General features: G+C 73.1%; 16 protein-coding genes. 5 read left to right on the top strand and 11 right to left on the bottom strand.

Annotation, left to right across the window (positions count from 1 at the left end):
* Positions 1 to 30 precede the first annotated feature (30 nt).
* The 4 genes from ACIO3P_RS03165 to ACIO3P_RS03150 all read right to left on the bottom strand — a co-directional run bounded on the left by ACIO3P_RS03165 (position 31) and on the right by ACIO3P_RS03150 (position 5,335).
* Positions 31 to 477, bottom strand: a complete 447-nt coding sequence (locus ACIO3P_RS03165; protein WP_329827338.1) for a DoxX family protein — start codon at positions 475 to 477, stop codon at positions 31 to 33.
* Positions 478 to 567: 90 nt separating this feature from the next.
* Positions 568 to 2,580: an FAD/NAD(P)-binding protein gene (locus ACIO3P_RS03160; protein ID WP_401850568.1), complete on the bottom strand. Its 2,013-nt coding sequence runs from the start codon at positions 2,578 to 2,580 to the stop codon at positions 568 to 570.
* Between the two features lie 221 nt (positions 2,581 to 2,801).
* Positions 2,802 to 4,562 carry an alkaline phosphatase D family protein gene (locus ACIO3P_RS03155; protein ID WP_401788453.1) on the bottom strand — a complete coding sequence of 587 codons (1,761 nt, stop codon included), beginning with the start codon at positions 4,560 to 4,562 and terminating at the stop codon, positions 2,802 to 2,804.
* A gap of 119 nt (positions 4,563 to 4,681) precedes the next feature.
* Positions 4,682 to 5,335, bottom strand: a complete 654-nt coding sequence (locus tag ACIO3P_RS03150; protein WP_329827341.1) for an HNH endonuclease family protein — start codon at positions 5,333 to 5,335, stop codon at positions 4,682 to 4,684.
* Positions 5,336 to 5,592: 257 nt separating this feature from the next.
* Here ACIO3P_RS03150 and ACIO3P_RS03145 point away from each other — a divergent pair, with 257 nt between their 5' ends.
* Positions 5,593 to 6,330, top strand: coding sequence for an ABC transporter permease (locus tag ACIO3P_RS03145; RefSeq protein WP_329827342.1), 738 nt, complete (start codon positions 5,593 to 5,595; stop codon positions 6,328 to 6,330).
* An 80-nt stretch (positions 6,331 to 6,410) separates the two neighbouring features.
* Here ACIO3P_RS03145 and ACIO3P_RS03140 read toward each other — a convergent pair whose 3' ends face one another.
* Complete coding sequence (locus ACIO3P_RS03140) at positions 6,411 to 7,064, bottom strand: HAD-IA family hydrolase (RefSeq protein ID WP_401850566.1); 654 nt, start codon at positions 7,062 to 7,064, stop codon at positions 6,411 to 6,413.
* A gap of 166 nt (positions 7,065 to 7,230) precedes the next feature.
* Positions 7,231 to 8,286, bottom strand: a complete 1,056-nt coding sequence (locus tag ACIO3P_RS03135; RefSeq protein ID WP_401850565.1) for a peptidoglycan-binding protein — start codon at positions 8,284 to 8,286, stop codon at positions 7,231 to 7,233.
* Between the two features lie 221 nt (positions 8,287 to 8,507).
* On the opposite strand from ACIO3P_RS03135, the gene ACIO3P_RS03130 reads away from it, so the two are divergent.
* Positions 8,508 to 10,556 carry a DHA2 family efflux MFS transporter permease subunit gene (locus ACIO3P_RS03130; RefSeq protein ID WP_401850563.1) on the top strand — a complete coding sequence of 683 codons (2,049 nt, stop codon included), beginning with the start codon at positions 8,508 to 8,510 and terminating at the stop codon, positions 10,554 to 10,556.
* Positions 10,557 to 10,593: 37 nt separating this feature from the next.
* On the opposite strand, the gene ACIO3P_RS03125 is transcribed toward ACIO3P_RS03130, so the two are convergent.
* A complete protein-coding gene (locus ACIO3P_RS03125) occupies positions 10,594 to 11,103 on the bottom strand; it encodes a GNAT family N-acetyltransferase (protein ID WP_329827345.1) in 510 nt (169 codons plus the stop codon).
* Positions 11,104 to 11,261: 158 nt separating this feature from the next.
* On the opposite strand from ACIO3P_RS03125, the gene ACIO3P_RS03120 reads away from it, so the two are divergent.
* Together ACIO3P_RS03120 and ACIO3P_RS03115 are read left to right on the top strand one after the other, a co-directional pair.
* Entirely contained in the window at positions 11,262 to 11,894 is a 633-nt protein-coding gene (locus ACIO3P_RS03120) for a hypothetical protein (protein ID WP_401850561.1), read from the top strand.
* The gene (locus tag ACIO3P_RS03115) at positions 11,894 to 12,523 is read left to right on the top strand and encodes a hypothetical protein (RefSeq protein ID WP_401850559.1); all 630 of its coding nucleotides are present in this window, start codon (positions 11,894 to 11,896) and stop codon (positions 12,521 to 12,523) included. The genes ACIO3P_RS03120 and ACIO3P_RS03115 overlap by 1 nt, the downstream gene beginning before the upstream one ends.
* A 121-nt stretch (positions 12,524 to 12,644) precedes the next feature.
* Here ACIO3P_RS03115 and ACIO3P_RS03110 read toward each other — a convergent pair whose 3' ends face one another.
* Entirely contained in the window at positions 12,645 to 13,331 is a 687-nt protein-coding gene (locus ACIO3P_RS03110; RefSeq protein WP_401850557.1) for an O-methyltransferase, read from the bottom strand.
* Positions 13,332 to 13,628: 297 nt separating this feature from the next.
* On the opposite strand from ACIO3P_RS03110, the gene ACIO3P_RS03105 reads away from it, so the two are divergent.
* The gene (locus ACIO3P_RS03105; RefSeq protein ID WP_401850882.1) at positions 13,629 to 15,665 is read left to right on the top strand and encodes a bifunctional glycosyltransferase 87/phosphatase PAP2 family protein; all 2,037 of its coding nucleotides are present in this window, start codon (positions 13,629 to 13,631) and stop codon (positions 15,663 to 15,665) included.
* A gap of 39 nt (positions 15,666 to 15,704) precedes the next feature.
* Here the strand turns inward: ACIO3P_RS03105 and ACIO3P_RS03100 are convergent, their stop codons facing one another.
* Genes ACIO3P_RS03100 through ACIO3P_RS03090 form a run of 3 tightly spaced genes read right to left on the bottom strand, consistent with a single transcriptional unit; the run spans position 15,705 to position 19,455 of the window.
* Positions 15,705 to 16,526, bottom strand: coding sequence for an ECF transporter S component (locus ACIO3P_RS03100; RefSeq protein WP_401850556.1), 822 nt, complete (start codon positions 16,524 to 16,526; stop codon positions 15,705 to 15,707).
* Positions 16,523 to 18,322, bottom strand: coding sequence for an ABC transporter ATP-binding protein (locus ACIO3P_RS03095; RefSeq protein ID WP_401850555.1), 1,800 nt, complete (start codon positions 18,320 to 18,322; stop codon positions 16,523 to 16,525). The genes ACIO3P_RS03100 and ACIO3P_RS03095 overlap by 4 nt, the downstream gene beginning before the upstream one ends.
* On the bottom strand, positions 18,319 to 19,455 hold the full coding sequence (locus ACIO3P_RS03090; RefSeq protein ID WP_401850879.1) for an energy-coupling factor transporter transmembrane component T: 1,137 nt from the start codon (positions 19,453 to 19,455) through the stop codon (positions 18,319 to 18,321). Before ACIO3P_RS03090 ends, ACIO3P_RS03095 begins: the two co-directional genes overlap by 4 nt.
* Positions 19,456 to 19,458 lie beyond the last annotated feature (3 nt).

Here is a 19,458-nt window from a genome sequence, read left to right as displayed (position 1 = left end):
ACCGTTCACCAGGTGCCAGAAGGGGCCTGGTCAGGCGGCGACCGTCGTGCGCTCGTCGCGCTTGTCCTCCGCGGTCGCGGTGGCCGAGCCGCGCGACGGAAGGAACTGGTCCAGGGCGAACGCGCCCGGCCCGGTGAAGACGATCAGCAGGAACGACCAGCAGAACATGACGGACAGCTCGCCGTTGTTCGCTATGGGGAACAGCCCCTCGGGCTGGTGGACCGTGAAGTACGCGTACGCCATGGCGCCGGAGGAGATGAAGGCGGCGGGGCGGGTGCCGAGACCCAGCAGCACCAGGGCGCCGCCGACGAGTTCGATGGCGGCGGCGAACCAGCCGGGCCAGGTGCCGGCCGCGACCGTCTCCTTGGAGAAGGCGCCGAAGAGCGATCCGGCACCGTGGCAGGTGAAGAGGAGCCCGACGACGACGCGGAACAGTCCCAGGGCGTAGGGCTGAGCGGCGTTCAGACGTGTGTACATGGGGGGTTGTACTCCTTCGGTCGGGGTCTGGACCGTGGTGGTGGGGCGAGGTCTGGACCGACGAGTGACGTCCCGCAACGTTAGGCTGGCCTAATCTATGCTTGCAAGTTCAACATTCTGTCGAGGATCAATTCGCGTCGTGTATGACGCGCTTTCGCTGGTCGCGGCCCGGAGGATGGCACGTGCCACCGCGTCCGTGTCCGCGAGCATGACCGAGTCCACCCCGGGCCTGGCGCCCGCGGCGGTCACCCAGTGCACACCCTCCGTGGGCACCCCGAGGGCGAACCTCCTCGGGTGCACCCCTCCTTGACGATCTATCAGACGGTAGGGACGGCGTGTTACGTCCATCCCACCCGTCTCGTAACCGTCGAGTGTGTGCGGCCGGCACTGCCCCGTCTTCAGCAGCCGCGAGAGCAGCGGATCACAGCTCCGCCTCAGATCCGGTTCCGGCAGCCGCGCCTCCACGAGCGTGGTGGCCCGCACCGCGGAGCCGGGTATCACGGGGGACTCGGCCAGGAAGGCACCGTCCACCGCCCGTACGGCCATCCGCGGGCCGATCACGTCCAGCACCCCCGCCTCGATCAGGGCGGCCAGTTCCTCGATACGGCGGCGCGGCGGCCCGATGGAGAGGAACGCGTTCAGCGGCGTGTACCAGCGGTCGAGATGGTCGCGGCGGGAGACACCGGAGAGACCGGCGTGGTCCACGATCAGCCGCAGCTCGTTGCGGAGGTCGCGCAGGACGTCCAGCGCCGCCTTGACCGGACCCGCGACATTGCCGAGCGCCGCCTCGGCCGCGTCTTTCCGCAGGTGGGCCACGAGCCAGGCGCGGTGGTCCGCCGGGTCGCGGAAGGTCTCGTCGCCGTACGGACGGGAGATCCGGTCCCACGACCAGCGGTCGGCGACGGCGATCCCCGCCTCGTCCAGGACGGCGGCCTCCCGCGCGCTGCCGCCCGGCGCCGACAGGAACCGCTCCAGCGGCGACCCGGGGGCCGACCGCCCCGGGGCCGGCCAACCGAAGGCCGCCGCGTAGTAGACGGCCTCCACCTCCTTGGCGACCAGGGGCCATATCTCCTGGAGGAAGTCCGGCGGATCACCCGCGTCCGCGCGCTTGCGGAACAGCGCGATCACGTCCGGGGTCAGCACCAGCGGCAGGTGCCGGCCCGAAGGCCCCTTCGCGTTGTCGCCACGCGCCTGGTACGGCACCCCGCGCCGCGACCCGGCGTACAACTGCGGTTCGCGCCCCGACGGGTGGTATACGAGCACACCGCCCGCGTCCCGCGCGAAGATCCCGCCGCGCCCGGCCGTCAGGAGCGCCATGTGGTCGAAGAAATTCAGCCCGAGCCCGCGCAGCAGCACCGGCTCGCCCGGAGCGATCCCGGACAGGTCGAGATCGGCCGGATTCGAGGGTGGCAGATATCGCAGCCGGTGACGGGCGGCGAACTCCGCCAGCGTCGCCTGGGTCTGACCGGAAACCACCGGAAGATGGCCCTGTGCGAGCACGACGGCACAGAGGCCGGAAATCGTCGTGCCATCGTCGAGCGTGAGACTCTGCGTCGGCCGGTACGGGGCGCACGCACCGGGCACACCGGTCACAACGGGTGAAACGCGGGAGGCGCCGGGGGCCGCCCCCTCGAAGGCACCGGCGTCGGCGTCGTCATCCAGTCGTACGGCGCGCGCCCGGTGCACCACCACCGTCACGTTCCCGGGCGCGCCCTCCGCCGTCGTACGGAACGCCCACTCCAGGTAGCGGCCGTAGGCGGCCCGGCTCGGATAGTCGTCGGGCCCCAGCCGCTCGGCGGGCCGGACGGCCGCCCACTCGTACAGGCTGGGCCCCGGACGTATCGGCCCCTCGCACTCCACGCTCGCGTCGGTGAAGACGGTGACCTGCGAGGCCACCGTGTTCATCAGCAGCTCGGCGGACTGGTCGGTACGCCAGACCCGCCCGGCGCCCGGCGGCGCGGGGTCGACGAGATGCACCGTCAGCTCCACGTCCGGCGCCAGTTCGGGCACGGACGCGCAGAGTCTCTCCAGGACAGAGGTGCCACGGGGTCCGACGCCGACGACGGCGAGTGAACGGTGCGGGTACTGCCGTACATCGGACAAAGCTGTGACTCCCGGGGCATGGGCGGTGCTGGAAGCGGATGGTCCGCATCATCATGCCGTTGCTGTGTGGTGAGTTCGAACCCTTGGGTGAAGGATCACATCGTGTGGGAATGATCACGCGAAGGGTACTCGAACGCCAACGGGCGGATAGTGTGGGGAATTTGAAGAGATGTTGCGGATGTCGCGCATCCCGACGTGGCCCGCGCGCCTCCGGACGTGTCCTAGGAGGCCGCGGAGGCGTCCTGGGGGCCACGGGGGCCATGGGGAGCTAAGGTCCGTTCCTCCACGACCACCAGCTCCGCCGCCCGCCCGTCGTCCCCCGCCCGCCCGTCACCGGACCGCCCGTCACCGGTTCGCGCGGCGCGGGCCCGCTCCAGGGCGAGTCCGGCCGTACGGCCGCGCAGCGTGAGCGTCATGAGCTGGTTGCCGAACCACGGTCCGCCCGTTCTGCGCCAGGTGACCTGCGGCGCATCGACCCGGCCGTGCCGGACCAGCGCGCGCCCCAGCCACCGCCCCGCCCCGCTCCAGCCGAAGCGGAAGCCGAGCCGTATGACGGCGGGGACGGAGTTGTGCACGGGGGAGCAGGTGAGCTGGAGAACCCGCGGGCCCGATCCTGTCCCGCCTTCCGGCGCCGGTCCGCCCGGCCACGACGGCTCGGCGACATAGGCGTGGTGCACATCCCCCGACAGCACGCACACGGTGGCCGGTGCCGCCGCACCTTCGCCCACCTCCGCGATCAGCGAGGCCAGCTCCTCGAAGGAGTCGGGGAAGGCGGCCCAGTGCTCCAGATCCGCCGCCCTGCGCAGCCGTTCACCGAAGCGCGCCCAGCGCGGCCCGCGTTCGCCCCGGCAGAGCGCGGCGTCCCAGGACTCCACGTCATGGATGAAGGGCGGCAGCAGCCAGGGGAGCGAGGTGCCGATGAGGAGATGGTCGTACGCGTCCCGGTCGGCCAGCGCCTGCTCCCTTACCCACCGCGCCTCGTCCTCGTCCAGCATGGCGCGCCGCCGCTCGTCCAGGACGCGGGCGGCGCGCGAGTCGACCATCAGCAGCCGGGTCCGCCCGAAGTCACGCCGGTAGCTCCAGCGCACGCCCGCCGGGTCCCGGTCCGCCCCGGCGGCGAACGCCCGCAGCAGCTCCGTGCCGTCGGGCGCAGCGCGGACGGCCGCGTACAGCTCGTCGGCCGCGAGTTCGGCGGGGGAGAGGTTGCCGAGGTGCTGATAGACCCAGTACGACATCAGCCCGCCGAGCACCCGCTCCTGCCACCACGGCAGCGCCCGCATGTCGGCGAGCCAGGCGGCGCTGGTATTCCAATCGTCAATCAAATCGTGGTCGTCGAAGATCATGCAACTGGGCACGGTGGAGAGCAGCCACCGTACGTCCGGGTCCGTCCAGGACTCGTCGTAGAGGTGGGTGTACTCCTCGTAGTCCGCGACCTCCGCGCCCGGCGCCTCGCTCAGATCCCGGCGCGCGGCCAGCCTGCGCCGGGTCGCCTTGGACGTCTCGTCCGCGTACACCTGGTCGCCCAGGAGCAGCAGGACGTCGGGGCGGGGCGCGGCGGGGTCGGCGGCGAGGCGGGTGGCCAGGGTGTCGAGCGCGTCGGGACCGACCGGGTCGGGTTCACCGTGCGGCGGCGACGCCCAGCGGCAGGAGCCGAAGGAGACGCGCAGCTCGGCGGGGGCGGCCCCGGGAGGCGGCGGGGTACGGATCACGCTCGGCGGGAAGCGGGTGTCCTCGGGCGGCCAGACACGGTGGCCGTCGAGCAGCACCTCGTACGGGGTGGCGGTGCCGGGGGTGAGGCCGGCCACGGGTATCAGGGCGTAGTGGTGGCCGGCGACATGGAACGTACGGGAGGCACCGCCCGCCCCGTCGGCACACCGGACCTCGGCGGTGGTCGGACGGTCCGCCTCGACCCACACGGTCGCCGTTCCGGCGCCCTCCCCGTCGACATACCGCAGCAGGGGCCCCACGCGCAGACCGGTCATCGGTGTCCTCTCCGGCGTCCTCGCCCGTCCTCCGTCGCTCCGTACGGTACGGAAGCCTCGTACGGAACGACGGAGGGGGTGGGGGGAGAGGTGGTGGCGGTGGCCCGGGCGGCGGTGGGTCAGCAGCCGCTCAGGGCGCTGGTGAGCGCCGTCTTCTCGGCGGAGTCCACCTTGAGGTTGTAGTAGTACTTCACCTGCACCCAGGCGCGGACGTAGGTGCACTTGTACGAGGCCAGCGGGGGCATCCAGTTGGCCGGGTCCTTGTCGCCCTTGGACTGGTTGACGTTGTCCGTGACGGCGATGAGCTGCGGGCGGGTCAGATCGTTGGCGAACGACTGGCGCTGCGCGGTGGTCCAACTGCTGGCGCCCGACTTCCACGCCTCGGAGAGCGGGACCATGTGGTCGATGTCGACGTCGGAGGCGGCGGTCCAGGTGGCGCCGTCGTAGACGGAGTGCCAGGTGCCGCTGGTGGCGGCGCAGGCGGAGTCCTGGACGACGTTCGTGCCGTCGCGCTTGAGGACGACCTCGCGGGTGTTGCAGGCGCCGGACTGGGTGATCCAGTGCGGGAACAGGTCGCGGCTGTAACCGCTGGAGGAACCTTCCGCCTGGACGGTGAGGCTGCCGAGGTAGGTGCGGGCCGTGGCGGCGCTGACCGGCGTGGGCATGGCGGCCTGCGCGGCGGGGGCGGTGAGCAGGGTGGTGGTGGCGGCGATGGCGGCGGTCGCGGAGAGGACGGCGAAGCGGCGGATTCGACGCGCGTAGACACCAGACATGCGAACTCCCTTGAAGTGGGGGGACCTGCGGAACCTGAGGTGAGGCTGCGGTGCGATGCGGAGCTGAGGGGGGCTCGGCCGGTGAGGCCGGTCGCCATCGTTGCCTCGGCGGGTTTCCGGGAGGGGGGCTTCAGGTAACAGAGTGGCGACATGGACACGTCACATCAAGGGGTTGGTGGGTTCTGGTTGTTTCTGACGGGAAAACAATTCGGGCCTACGGGGGCAAAGTTGACTTTCGTGACGGCTAGGATGGGCACGTGCTGCTGCGGGTCGATATCACGTTCGGAGTCGTGCTCGGTCTGCTGCTGATCGCCGCGGTGGCCGTGGCCGGACTCGCCCGTCTCGGGCGGGCCCGCGAGATCGCCGTCGCCGGGGTGCGGGCCGCGCTCCAACTCGGCGCGGTCTCCCTGGTGATCGGCTGGGTGATCGGCTCCGTACCGCCGCTGCTCGGCTTCATCGCGCTCATGTACGCCGTCGCCGTACGCACGGCCGGGCGGCGCGTCACCGCGAACGGGACCTGGTGGTGGGCGGCCCTGCCGATCGGGGCCGGGGTGGCGCCCGTGATGACGGTCCTGCTGCTCACCGGCGTCGTACCGGCCAAGGGCATCGCCGTGATCCCCACGACGGGCATCCTCATCGGCGGCGCGCTCACCGCGACGGTGCTGGGCGGGCGCCGGGCGCTCGACGAACTCCACGCGCGGCGCGGCGAGGTCGAGGCGGGGATGGCGCTCGGGCTGCTCGACCGCGAGGCGCGGATGGAGGTGGCCAGGCCGGCCGCGGCGGACGCGCTGCTGCCGGGGCTCGACCAGACGCGCACGGTGGGGCTCGTCACGCTGCCGGGGGCGTTCGTGGGGATGCTGCTGGGCGGGGCGTCACCCGTACTGGCGGGGGCGGTTCAGCTCTTCGTACTGGTGGCGCTGATAGCGGTGCAGGCGGTGGCCGTGAGCGTGGTGCTGGAGCTGGTGGCTCGGGGGCACTTGAACAGGGACGCGTGAAGAGGGGCGTCTGAACAGGGACGCGTGAAGAGGGGGGCCTGAGGGATCGCCGCCGGGATCGCCGTCGGGGTGCGTCGCCGTTACGCGTCTACGTGCAGGGCCAGTTCGCCGCCCGGCAGGAGTTCCACCCGCAGCCGCGTGAGGTCCTGGACATGGGCGTCCGGCGCCATGGCCGCCGCGCGCGGTCCCACGCCCACCACGCGCATGCCCGCCGCCCGCGCCGCCGCGATGCCCGCCTCGGAGTCCTCGAACACCACACAGTCCTCCGCGGGTACGCCGAGCGTCGCCGCGCCCAGGAGGAAGCCTTCCGGGTCGGGCTTGCTATCCGTGACGTCCTCGGCCGTGACGCGGATCTTGGGCATCGGGAGCCCGGCCGCGGTCATCCTGACCTCGGCCAGCGGTACGTTCGCCGAGGTCACCAGGGCGTGCGGGAGGGTGGCGAGCGACGCCATGAACTCCGGGGCGCCCGGTACGGGGATCACGCCCTCCGTGTCCGCGATCTCCTCGGCGAGCATCGCGCGGTTGTCGGCGAGGTTCTGCTCCATCGGGCGGTCCGGGAGCAGCACGGCCATGGTGGCGTACCCCTGACGGCCGTGGACGACCTTCATGACCTCGCGGGGGTCCAGGGCCTGAGCCCGCGCCCAGCGGGTCCAGCAGCGCTCGACCGAGGCGTCGGAGTTGACGAGGGTGCCGTCCATGTCGAGGAGCAGGGCCTTGATGGCGTCGAGCTTCACAGGGGTCTCCGGGCTGGGCGGGGCGGGCCGTCAGGGTGAGTCGTCAGGGCGGTTCGTCGGAGGGCCGCACGACCGTACGGGCGCACGCGGCCGGAACAAAGTGACTCCACCCGTCGGTCAGGTGAACGGGCGAAGCCACTTTGTTTCGCCATTGTACAAAGAACCCTCAGCCACGCGAGCCGTACCCCTGCCCATAGCTCTGCCCGTACCCCTGGCCGTTCTGCCCGGACCCCTGGGTCTCCGTCTCCAGGGCGAGCCGGGTCCGGGGGCCGTAGACGCCCGCGGTGTCGTCCTGGATGTTCCGCGTCTGCTGGAAGCGGCGCACCGCGTCCTCGACGCTCCGGTCGTACTGGCCGTTCGGCTGCGCGTAGAACAGCCCGACCCGCGCCAGTCTGAACTGGAGCTCCACGACCTCGTCGCCCGAGTCCCCCGGCGCCAGTGTGCCGCCCGTCGCCTTGCCCGGCTCTGCGGCGGCCGAGGTCTCGGCGGACGCGCTCGGTGTGGCCGTCGCCGTCGGCTTCTCGGACACGGACGGTCCCGGCGAGCCGGCGGACGGCGGTGCGGACGGCGTGATCTCGGCCGACGGCGACTCCGTCACGGCCGGGGGCGGCGCCGACGCGGTGGGCGACGGGGTGGTCGGCGCGGACGCCTCCTCCGTCGTCCCGTCGTTGGCCGACGGCAGCCAGGTGCTGATCGTGTCCGGCACCGCGTGGTCCTCGCGATCGGCCCCCGCGAACAGCCCCCCGGCGAACGCGGCCGTACCGATCACCGCGACCGCCACCGCGCCGGCCGCCACCAGCCGCAGCGCCGTGCGGCGTCCCGCCGGCGGCGGGGTGGGCGGGAACCGCGCGGGCGGCGGCTCGGCGGAGGCCACGGCCGGCTCCGTCACGGCTGCGGGTGTGAGCGGCGGCAGCGGGCCCGCCGTACGGAAGGCGGTCGGCACCGCCGCCACGTCCTGGTCGCCGAGGTTCACGTACGGCCGTACGCGCAGCGGATGGAAGTCCTCGGACTCGGCGATCTCCGCGTCCTGTGCCGACCGGGCGGTCCCGGCGTTCTCTTCGGTGGCCGGTTCTTCGGTGGCCGGTGTTGCCGGTGTTGCCTGTGTTGCCTGTGTGTTCTGTTCGGGCTGTTCCGTGGTCTGCGCGGGCCCCCCGCAGTCGCAGCCGGGCCTGCCCTCCGCTCCCGGCGGCGTACCGCATCCGGGACAGAGCTGTCCTGACACCTTGGGTTCCCCTCCCCTTGAACTGCCGCCGATTATGCAGCCCCCGTATGAAGGGCGTACGCGCGCCCGAACAGCATCGGCCGCCGCTCGGCAGGCCATAACGGGACAGAGCGGCCAGGATGGAATCCAGCGGACCGACGGCGGACCGACGGCTGATCGATGGCTGATCGACGGCGTACCGAGCGGCCCCGACGGACCCAGTGGACCCGAGGAGTTGTCCCATGGCTCAGGAAGTGACCACTCCGGCCGTGAGCCCGGCCCCCGGCACGGGCCGGAGCCCGAGCACCGTCCTCTTCGCCATCGGCGCTCTGCTCATGGGTCTGCTGCTCGCCTCGCTCGACCAGACCATCGTCTCCACCGCCCTGCCGACCATCGTCAGCGACCTCGGCGGTCTGGAGCACCTCTCCTGGGTCGTCACCGCGTATCTGCTGGCCTCGACCGCCGCCACCCCCCTCTGGGGCAAGCTCGGTGACCAGTACGGCCGGAAGAAGCTCTTCCAGACGGCCATCGTCATCTTCCTCGTCGGCTCCGCGCTCTGCGGAGTCGCGCAGAACATGACGCAGCTCATCGGCTTCCGGGCGCTCCAGGGCCTGGGCGGCGGCGGGCTGATCGTGCTCTCGATGGCGATCGTCGGCGACCTCGTCACGCCGCGCGAACGCGGCAGGTACCAGGGCCTGTTCGGCGCCGTCTTCGGCGCGACCAGTGTGCTCGGCCCGCTGCTCGGCGGCTTCTTCACCCAGCACCTGAGCTGGCGCTGGGTCTTCTACATCAACCTGCCGCTCGGCGTCGTCGCCCTGCTCGTCATCGCCACCGTCCTGCACATCCCGGTCCACCGGACCCGGCACACCATCGACTACCTCGGCACGTTCCTCATCGCGTCCGTCGCCGTCTGCCTCGTCCTCGTCGCCTCCCTCGGCGGCACCACCTGGGCCTGGGGCTCCGCCGAGACCATCGGGCTCGCCGTGCTCGGCCTGGTGCTGCTCGCCTTCTTCATCCGCGTCGAGCGGCGCGCGGCCGAGCCCGTACTGCCCCTGCGTCTCTTCGGCCTCAGGACGTTCACACTCGTCGCCTGCATCAGCTTCATCGTCGGCTTCGCGATGTTCGGCGCGATGACGTACCTGCCGACGTTCCTCCAGGTCGTCCACGGCATCAGCCCCACCCTGTCCGGCGTCCACCTGCTGCCCATGGTGCTCGGCCTGCTGATCACCTCCACCCTGTCCGGCCAGATCGTCAGCCGTACCGGCCGCTGGAAGGTGTTCCCGATCCTCGGCACCGGCGTCACCGCCGTCGGACTGCTCCTGCTCCACCAGCTCACCGAGTTCAGCGGTACGTGGGAGATGAGCGCCTACCTCTTCGTCTTCGGCGCCGGGCTCGGGCTCGTCATGCAGGTCCTCGTCCTGGTCGTGCAGAACGCCGTCAGCTACCAGGACCTCGGCGTCGCCACCTCCGGCGCGACCTTCTTCCGCTCCATCGGCGCCTCCTTCGGCGTCGCCGTCTTCGGCACGATCTTCACCAGCCTGCTCCGGGACAAGCTCGCCGACGCCCTCGCCGGCAAACCCCTGCCGCCCGGCACCGGGACCGGACAGCTCGCCGCCGACCCGCACGCCCTCGGCCGGCTCCCCGCCGCGCTGCGCGGCCCCGTACTGCACGCGTACGCGACGTCCATCACCGATGTCTTCCTGTACGGCGTGCCGGTCGTGCTCATCGCCTTCGTCATCGCCTGGTTCCTGAAGGAGGACCCGCTGCGCGGCTCGGTGACCGCCCCGGAGATCACCGAGACCCTGGCGTCCAACCCCGTCGAACGCTCCTCGCGCGACGAGGTGGCCCGCGCCCTGTCGGTCCTCGGCACGCGCGAGGGCCGCCGCCGCGTCTACGAGACGATCACCGAGAAGGCGGGGTACGACCTGCTCCCGGCGGCCAGTTGGCTGCTGCTGCGGGTCAGGCGCGAGGGGGTCGTGCAGCCCGCCGTGCTCGCGGAGGACGCGACCGTGTCGCTGCGGACGGTCACGGACGCGTCCCGGCAGTTGGAGGAGCGCGGGCTGACCCGCCGCCGGGGGGTGGAGCTGACGCTCACGGAACGGGGCGCCGAGACGGCGGAGGCACTGGCGGCGGCACGGGAGGAGTCGCTCTCCGAACTGCTGGGGGACTGGTGGGGAGCCGACCGGCCGACCGATCTGGTGGCGCTCGTGAAGGAGCTGAACGCCGAACTGTGCGGCTCGGACGGCGAACGGCCCATGGCCCCGGGGCCGCCCAGGGACCACGCCGCCTGAGCCGGCCCGGTCCGCCGATTCCGCTTTCCGGGCCCGGCTACCGGCCGGTGGACCCGGTCAGCTCCTTGCCGTACCAGATCTCCTTGTACGGTCCCGAGCTGTACGCCGGGATCTCCCGGAAGCCGTATCCGACGTACAGCCCGCGCGCCTCGACCAGATCGAGCCGCGTGTCCAGCACCAGCCGCCGCGCCCCGAGCCGCCGCGCGGCCTCCTCCAGGCCGGCCAGCAGCGCCCCGCCGCCGCCCGTCCGCCGGGTGGCGGGGGTCACGTACACCCGGGTCAGCTCGGCGGTCGACGCGTCCAGCATCCGCACCCCGCCGCAGGACGCGGCCACGCGGGGGGCGCCCTGCCCGCCGTACCGTCCGACCACGAACTCCCCGGTGGGCGGGGTCAGATGATCGGGCGGGTCGCCCGCGAGGCCCTCGTCGATCTCCGCCTCCGTCGCGGGCCGCCGCCAGTACCGGCCCGCGACCTCCGCGTAGTAGGCGCGGCGCAGCCGGGTGGCGTCGGGTGTGGCGAAGGACTCGGGGCGGACGGACCAGTTCATGGTCGTCTTCCTACCGGGGCCCGGCGCCGTTTGGCCAACGGATTACGGGCAACCCGACACACCACGAGCAAGGCACACCAGCAAGGCACACGAGCAAGACAAGAGCCGACACGACACGGCGCGGCACGAGCCCGGCGCCGAGAACCAGGAAGGCAAAGATGTCCACTGTTCTGATCGTCGTCGCTCTGATCGTGGGGTTCGCGGCCGTCGTGGCCGCGGTCCTCTTCACGGGACCTGGCAAAGCGAGCGGACGCGGCGGCCTGAAGCGCCGGTTCGGCCCGGAGTACGACCGCGTTCTGGCCCGGCACGACGGCGACTCCAAGGCCGCCGAACGCGAGCTGGGCGAACGGGTCGAGCGCCATGGGCGGCTGCGGCACGAGCCTCTCCCGGACGAGAAGCGCGAACAGTACGTGGCCGAATGGGCCGCCCTCCAGGAGCGGTTCGTCGACGCGCCGCAGGAGGCGGTCGCGCGGGCCGAGCGGCTGGTGGCCACGCTGGCGCAGGAGCGCGGCTACCCCGAGGGGACGCGCTACGACGACCAGGTGGACGCCCTCTCGGTCCACCACGCGCACGCGATCGACGGCTACCGCCGGGTGCACCACGCGGCCTCGGACGAGGGCCGCGGCGCGAGCACGGAGGAGATGCGCGAGGCGATGGTCGGCGCGCGTGAGCTCTTCGAACGACTGATCCTCGCCCACCCGGAGGACACCGGCGGCCACGACGACCGCACGGCCCGGGGCACCGGGCGGAACCGGAACTTCTCACTGCGACCCAAAGGGAGTGGTGCGTGATGAGTGACCAGAGGAAGACGACGACCGACGAGAAGAACCACGGGACACCCACGACACCGGAACCGTCCGCCGACCCCCGTGGGGCGGCCGACCCGGTGACCCCGGTGAAGCCGCTCCACGCCCCGGACGCGGCGGCCGGTGGTACGCGGACCCCCGACGCCCCGCCTCCCCCGCCGAGGCTGGCGCCGCCGGCCCCCTCGAAGCAGACCCCGCGGTCCGGGCAGCAGCCCCCGCCCGCGCCCCCGGTGAAGACCGGGCGTGCCGCGGGGACGAACGGGGCCCGCCCCGGTGCCTCCGACCGGGCCTTCGACGGAGGCACCGGTAAGGCGGACGGGAAGACGGACGGGCGGCTGTTCCCCAGCGCCGAGAGCGACCGGCTCTCCCAGCGGCTCCAGGAAGCCCTCAACTCCTTCGTCGACGGGCCGCGGCGCTCGGTCGAGGAGGCGGCCGGGGTGCTCGAAGAGGCCGCCCGGCAGCTCACCACCGCGCTCGCCGAGCGACCGCGTTCGCTGCGCGCCGGCTGGGACGGGGACCGCGACGACGGCGCCGCGGACGGCTCCGACACGGAGGAGCTGCGGCTCGCCCTCCAGAGCTACCGCGAGATGACGCAGCGGCTGCTCCGGGTCTGACCTGACCCGACAGAGACGGGAGGCGGCGGGCAAGGGACGGCCCGCCGCCTCCGTACGCGTTCCCGCGCCTCAGGAACCCGCGCCAGTCCGGGACGTCCGCCCAGAACGTGAGCCCAGGACGTCAGTCCAGGACACGGGCGAGCGCGAACCCGTCGTACCCCTTGGTGCCGACCGTCTGCACCGCCGTCGCCGACAGCCGCGGGTTCTTCCCCATCTCCTCGATCATCCGCCGGGTCCCCAGCACCGAGGGGTCGGTGGTCTCTTCGTCCGCGACGGCCCCGCCCCGTACGACGTTGTCGACGACGATGACGCTGCCCGGCCGGGTGAGCCGCAGCGCCCACTCCACGTAGTGCGGGTTGTTCCGCTTGTCGGCGTCGATGAAGACGAAGTCGAACGGTCCCGCGCCCTCGGCCAGCAGCGCGGGCAGCGTGTCCAGGGCCGCCCCGGTCCGTACCTCGGCGATCCCGTCGAGACCGGCGTGCGCCAGGTTGGCGCGGGCCACGTCGGCGTGGGCCGGGTCGTACTCCAGGGAGATCAGCCGGCCGTCCTCGGGCAGCGCGCGGGCCAGCCAGATGGTGCTGTAGCCGCCGAGCGTGCCGATCTCCAGGATCGTACGGGCGCCCTGCACCCGGGCCAGGAGCTGGAGCAGCTTGCCCTGGTTCGGCGCGACGCTGATCGCGGGCAGGCCGGCCGCCTCGGTGGCGGCGAGGGCGGCGGACAGGGCTTCGTCGGCGGGGGCGAGGTGATCGGTGACATAGTGATCGACCGCGTCCCACCGCTCGCGCTGTCCCTGGTCGTTCTGTGACATGCGGGCCTCCCAATCGTTGCGGTGATGCGTGATGTGCGTGCGGCCCCATCGTGATCCGCCCGTACCTCCCACGCATCTCCCGACCCCTGATGTCATGAGTGTCGAGACGAAACAGGGGTGACAGTCAGGCGAAGAGGGGGTTGCCGTGGTCTTCTCCACGGGGCAGTGCGACGCTCTATGCCCCAAGGACGGGGTTTTCGGACGGAGGTTCGGCGCGGCGTGGTGAATGCAGAACACAGCGTGCACGGCGGTGCGGCGGCAGGTACGGCGGGGACCGGTTTCGGTACGGCCCGCGTCGTGCTCTGGCTGCTCGCCGCGGTGCTGGCGGTACGACAGGCGGCGGTGGTACTGAGACAGCCGCCCGGTGAACGGCTCACGGATCTGGAGACCTGGATCGGGGACAACGGCGTCCTTCATGTGACGGGGTCGCTCTACGACACCGGTAGGTTCACCGGGACACCGTTCGCCGGGCTGGTCCTCAAACCCCTGGCCAGGTCGGCCGAGCAGAGCCTCGGCGTCGCCTGGACGCTCGGCACCCTGCTGCTGGTCGTGGCCCTCGGCCTGGTCGTGGCCCGCCGCGCGCTGCCGGGTGAGCTGTCGCGCCGTACGGGGCTGCTCGCTGCGCCCGTCGCGATCAGCCTGCTCATGCTCTCGCTGCCGGTGCGCAACAGCTTCTCCCTCGGCCAGACCAGCATCATCCCCGTCCTGCTGGTGCTGCTCGGCTGCTTCGCCGTACGCGGGGAACGCGGCTCCGGCTTCCTCATCGGCCTGGGCGCGGCCCTCCAGCCCGCCGTGCTTCTCTTCACGCCGCTGCTGTGGCTGACGGGACGGAAGAAGGCCGCCGCGACCTCGGCGGGGAGCTTCGCGGCGCTGACGGCGCTGGCGTGGGCGGCGATGCCGAACGACTCGTGGGCGTACTGGGTGCACCACGTGGCGGGCGCGGGGCTCGGCGAGCGCGCGGACAGCCTCGCCAACCAGTCGCTGCACGGCGCGCTGCTCAGGATCGGTCTCGAAGGGCCGCTGGAGGTCGTGCTCGTCATCGCCCTCGCGGCGGTCGTCGCCGTACTCGGCCTGCGCAGGGCGGCCCACTACGCGCGCGACGGACAGCTCCTGCTGGCCGTCGCGCTGACCGGCTGCGTCGCGATCGCGGTCTCCCCGACGGCCTGGCAGCACCAGCTCCTGTGGGTGCTGCTGGCGCTGGTCGGCCGGGTCGGCACCCGGGCCAGGGACCGGCTGGTGTGGCCCGCGGTGGTGGTGCTGGTGATGACGCTGCCGGGCAAGATGATGCTGCCGAACATGGCCGCCCTCGCCCCGCTCCGGGAGAACATCCCGCTGATCGCGGCGCTGGCGGCGGCCTGCGCGGTGCCGTTCCTGACGCGCGCCTCGCCCTACTTCGACCGGCCGGTCCCGACCGAGTACGCGCGGGCCGAGCCCGCGCGCTGGAGCCGGGTCCCGCTGGCACCGTTCTGGAAGCGGCTGGTCAGCCGGCCCAACCTGCTGCTCGAACTGCTGGTCATCCGCGTCGGCTACTCGGCGTACTCGCACATCAGGCTCGCCGCGACGGGCGGCCGGGAGGCGGCGGAGGAGCACGGCCGCCAGATCCACGGGATCGAGCGGGCGCTCGGGATCGACATCGAGCACTGGGTCAACCACGCGGTCGTGGACATCAAGTGGGCCGAGAGCTTCTTCAACTTCTACTACACGTCGTTCCACTTCGTGGTGCCGCTGACGATCCTCGGCGTCCTGTACGTACGCCGCCCCGCCGACTACCGCTGGGCCCGTTCCTCCCTCGGCTTCGCCACCGTGCTGGCGCTGATCGGCTTCTGGTTCTACCCGCTGGCCCCGCCGCGGCTGATGCCGGGCATGGGGTTCATCGACACCGTGCACGGCCCGCAGGACCTCACCAACCCGGACTACGGCGCGCTGACGGCGCTCACCAACCAGTACGCGGCGATGCCCTCGCTGCACTTCGGCTGGTCCCTGTGGTGCGGCGTGGTGATCGTGGTCCTCGCGCCCAAGATGTGGATGAAGCTCCTCGGGCTGCTCCACCCGCTCTTCACGGTGTGCGCCATCGTCGCCACGGCCAACCACTGGGTGCTGGACGCGGTGGGCGGCGCCGCGGTCGTGGGCGCGGGCTTCGCGCTGACGTATCTGCTGGCGGGGCCGCGGCGGCTGCTGCCGCGGGTGGTGCCGAAGGCCGATCCGTTCCCGAGGAGCCGGGAGGCCGCCGACGACGCGACCCCGGCCCCGGGCGGTGCCGGTACGGGTGCGGGCACAGGTGCCGGTACGGGTGCCGGGGTGTCGGTGAAGACGGCGGGCGCGGCGCGGGACTAGCGGGCGCGGCGCGGGACTAGGGGCCGGCGCGGCGCGCGACTAGCGGAAGACCGCCTCCGCGTCGAACGCCGCCCGGCGCGTGGCCCTGCGCAACGCCCTGAGCAGGGCCGGGCCGGCGGTCAGGGTCAGGGCGACCGTCAGCACCGCCCGGCCCAGGTCCCAGCCGAAGGACGTCGCCGCGCAGTACGCGAGGAAGCGCGCCAGGTTGGCCTGGACCGGGTCCCCCGGGTGGAAGGAGACCCCGGAGGACATCCCGCCGAGGTACGTCCACCCCTGGAGGTTCATGACCGTGCCGTACGCGAACGCCGCGCCCGCCCCGTACAGCGCGAGCATCGCCCGCTCGGCCCGGCCGCGCAGCGATCCGTGGCCCGGCAGCAGCCCGGCGCCCATCGTGAACCAGCCCATGGCCAGCATCTGGAACGGCAGCCAGGGGCCGACCCCGCCGGTCAGCAGCGCGGACGCGAACATCGTCACCGAGCCGAGCACGAAACCGAATCCGGGCCCCAGCACCCGGCCGCTCAGCACCATCAGGAAGAACATCGGCTCCAGCCCCGCCGTCCCCGCGCCCAGCGGGCGCAGCGCGGCGCCCACGGCGGCCAGCACCCCCAGCATCGCCACCGCCTTGGCGTCCAGCCCGGAGTCGGCGATGGTCGCGACGACCACCCCGACGAGCAGCGGGAGCAGCGCGGCGAAGAGCCACGGGGCGTCGCCGGAGTGCGCGAGCCCGGAATCGGGTCCCGCGAGCAGCGGCCAGCCGAAGGCGGCCACCCCGATGACGCCGGTCAGGGCGAGGGCGCAGACCGCTCGCGGCCCCAGCCGTACGGCGCGCACCCCGGACACGGCCCGCGTCCGCCCGGTCACGGGGTCTCCGCCGTTCCTGAGGTCTCGGCCGTTCCTGGAGTCTCGGTCGTCCCTGAGGTCTCGGTCGTCGCGGCGAGCGCCGTACGCACCTGTGCCACCGTCAGCCACTCCTGCGGCGCCATGACCTTCGCGACCTGCGGCGCGAACGCGGGCGACGACATCACCACCCGGGGCGTCGGGCCGTCCGCCACGATCTCGCCGTCGGCCAGGATCACCACCCGGTGGGCGAGTTCGGCGGCGAGTTCCACGTCGTGCGTCGCCAGGAGGACCGCGTGCCCCTCGGCCGCCAGCGCGCGCACCACGCCGACGAGCCGCGCCTTCGCCGCGTAGTCGAGGCCGCGCGTCGGCTCGTCGAGGAGCAGCAGCGGCGGCCGTCCCGTCAGGACCACGGCGAGCGCCAGCGCCAGCCGCTGCCCCTCGGACAGGTCGCGCGGATGCGTGCTGCCCGCGATGTCCGGCAGGAGTTCACCGACCAGGGCCAGGCAGGTGCCCGGCGCGGCGCCCGTGTCCTCGTCCGCCGCCGCGCACTCGGCGGCGACCGTGTCGGCGTACAGCAGGTCGCGCGGTTCCTGCGGGACCAGGCCGACGTGCCGGACCATCTCGCGCGGCGGCGTACGGTGCGGGGCGCGGCCCCCGACGCGTACCGTCCCGGCGGTCGGCGCGACCGTTCCCACCAGGGCGGAGAGCAGGGTGGACTTGCCCGCGCCGTTGCGGCCCATCAGGGCCACCGTCTCGCCGGGCGCGACGGTCAGCGACACGGCGCGCAGCGCCTCGGTCCGCCCGTGCCGTACCCGCAGCCCCTCGACCGCCGCCGGACCGCCGGCCCCGGTGTCGTCCTCGGCCCGCGCGGGCCGCCGGTGGAACAGGGCGCCGAGCCCCCGCCGTACGGGTGCGGCCGGAGCGCCGGGGTCCGGCCGCGTCGGTACGGGAGGAACCGCGACCGGCTCCGCCCCGGCCAGCCGTGCGCGCAGCCCGGCGGCCCGGCGCCGCGCGTCCCGTACGGAGAGGGGCAGCGGCTCCCAGCCGCTCAGCCTGCCGAGCGCGACGACCGGCGGGCACACCGGCGACACCGCCATGATCCGCTCCGGCGCGCCGATCACCGGGGGCAGACCGGGGCCCGGCAGCAGGATGACCTGGTCCGCGTACTGCACCACCCGCTCCAGGCGGTGTTCGGCCAGCAGGACCGTCGTGCCGAGGTCGTGCACCAGCCGTTGCAGCACCGCGAGCACCTCCTCGGCCGCCGCCGGGTCCAGCGCCGACGTCGGCTCGTCCAGCACCAGCACCTTGGGGTGCGGGGTCAGTACGGAGCCGATCGCGACCCGCTGCCGCTGGCCGCCCGAGAGCGTCGCGATGGGCCGGTCCCGCAACTCGGCGAGGCCCAGCAGGTCGAGCGTCTCCTCGACGCGGCGCCGCATCACATCGGGCGCCAGCCCCAGCGACTCCATGCCGTAGGCCAGTTCGTCCTCGACGGTGTCGGTGACGAAGTGGGCGAGCGGGTCCTGGCCGACCGTGCCGACGAGATCGGCGAGTTCGCGCGGCTTGTGGGTACGGGTGTCCCGGCCGCCGACGGTGACCCGGCCGCGCAGGGTGCCGCCCGTGAAGTGCGGGACGAGGCCGGAGACCGTACCCAGCAGGGTCGACTTGCCGACGCCCGACGGGCCGACGAGCAGCACCAGTTCGCCTTCGGGCACGGTCAGATCGACCCCGCCGAGCACGGGCGCGGGAGCGCTGCCTCCGCTGCCGCCGTCGTCGTCGCTGTCGGAGTACGTCACCGACACCCGCTCGAATCGGATCACGGTGTCGGCTCCTCGGATGGGGGTGGCGGCCCTGGCGCGGGCGCGACGAACGCGGGCAGCAGCCCGATCAGCGCCCCCGCCGCCGGCCACAGCGGCAGCGTCGGCGCCTCCAGCGGTACGACCCCGGGGTGCAGCGCGGCCGGATCGGCGACGCCCGCCGCGATCAGGGCGGCCGCGACGGCCGCGCCCGACCCAGCGACCAGCCAGGCGCGGGCGCCCCAGCGGTCCGGCCGGTAGCGGGTACGGACCGAGCGCCGCCCGCCGAGCCGCAGCCCGGCCGCCGCCGCGACGGCCCCCGCCACCAGCAGGGGCACCCCGTATCCGGTGCCCGCGGAGGAGAGCAGCCCGTACACGCCCGCGCAGATGCCCAGCAGCCCGCCGAGGGTGAGCGCGGTGGTGGTGCGGCGCACGGCGGGCGGGACCTCTGCCGTACGGCCGTACCCCCGGGCGTCCATCGACGCGGCGAGCGCGACCGAACGTTCCAGCGCGCCCTCCAGCACCGGCAGCCCGATCCGGAGCACCGCCCCGACCCCGCCGGTGGACCGGCCGCGCAGCCTGCGGGCGGTGCGCAGCCGTCCGACGTCGGCGACCATGTTCGGCGCGAACGTCATGGCCACGACGACGGCGACACCCACCTCGTAGAGCGCGCCCGGCAGCGACTTGAGCAGCCTCACCGGATTGGCGAGGGCGTTGGCGGCGCCCACGCAGATCAGCAGCGTGGCCAGCTTCGCGCCGTCGTACAGCGCGAACACGACCTGCTCGGCCGTGACCCGGCCGCCGAGCCGCACCCCAGCCGCCCAGCCGGGCAGCGGCACCTCGGGCAGCGTGAACAGGACGTGCGCGCCGGGCACCGGGGAGCCGAGGAAGACCGAGAACAGCAGCCGGACGGCGAGCACGGCCAGCCCCAGCTTGACGAAGGCGCCGTACGAACGGGCCCAGGGCGCGTCCGTGCGCCGGGCCGCCACCACATAGCCCGCCACCCCGACGAGCAGTCCGAGCAGCAGGGGGTTGGTCGTACGGGAGGCCGCCGCGGCCAGCCCGAGCGCCCAGAGCCACCAGGCCCCGGCGTGCAGGGCGTTGAACCGGCTCGCCTCGGGCGCCCGCACCGTACGCCGGGGAGCGGCGGGGTCCATCGG

This window comes from Streptomyces sp. NPDC087310, assembly GCF_044744405.1.
In the GTDB taxonomy this organism is placed as follows: domain Bacteria; phylum Actinomycetota; class Actinomycetes; order Streptomycetales; family Streptomycetaceae; genus Streptomyces.
This window is presented reverse-complemented; position numbering and strand designations above follow the sequence as displayed.